Consider the following 531-nt stretch of genomic DNA (forward strand, 5'->3'; position numbering starts at 1 on the left):
TGGGTAATGGAGAAAGTGCAGTTGGTCGTCGATTTTCTTCTCACGCACAAAATGCTGTTTACCACATTAATTTTGTTTTTTATGTGGTTGGTACGTCGTTCAATTTTGTCGATGATTCGCGGTGATCATGCCTTTTTAACCGAAGATCAACGCAGTTGGATGTCGAGAACCAAAAACGGTACGTTTGCGTTCACATTGCTGATCCTGTTTATCCTCTGGCAATCAGAAATCAGTGAGTTTGCGCTCAGTGTTACAGCGATTGCGGTTGCTATTGTGGTGGCATCGAAAGAAATCATTTTGTGTTTTACAGGCTCGATTCAACGTGCGAGTTCGCGCTCGTTTCGAGTGGGTGATTGGATTGAAGTGGGTAAGTTGTGTGGCGAGGTGATCGAACACAACATGATGGCGACAGTGATTCAAGAGATCGATTTGCATCACGGGCAATACCATTACACGGGTAAAACCGCGACGTTGCCTAATAGTATGTTTTTCACCTATCCGGTTAAAAACCTCAACTTCATGAAGCGTTAT

The 531-nt window shown here is 43.9% G+C and carries 1 protein-coding gene; it reads left to right on the forward strand.

The window, feature by feature from the left end; translation table 11 throughout:
• Positions 1-6: 6 nt before the first annotated feature.
• On the forward strand, positions 7-531 hold a 525-nt coding region (locus tag R7Z49_RS27335; RefSeq protein ID WP_318112807.1), incomplete at its 3' end, for a mechanosensitive ion channel family protein.

The sequence above is a fragment of the Vibrio sp. 1562 genome, assembly GCF_033340155.1.
In the GTDB taxonomy this organism is placed as follows: Bacteria; Pseudomonadota; Gammaproteobacteria; order Enterobacterales; family Vibrionaceae; genus Vibrio; species Vibrio alginolyticus.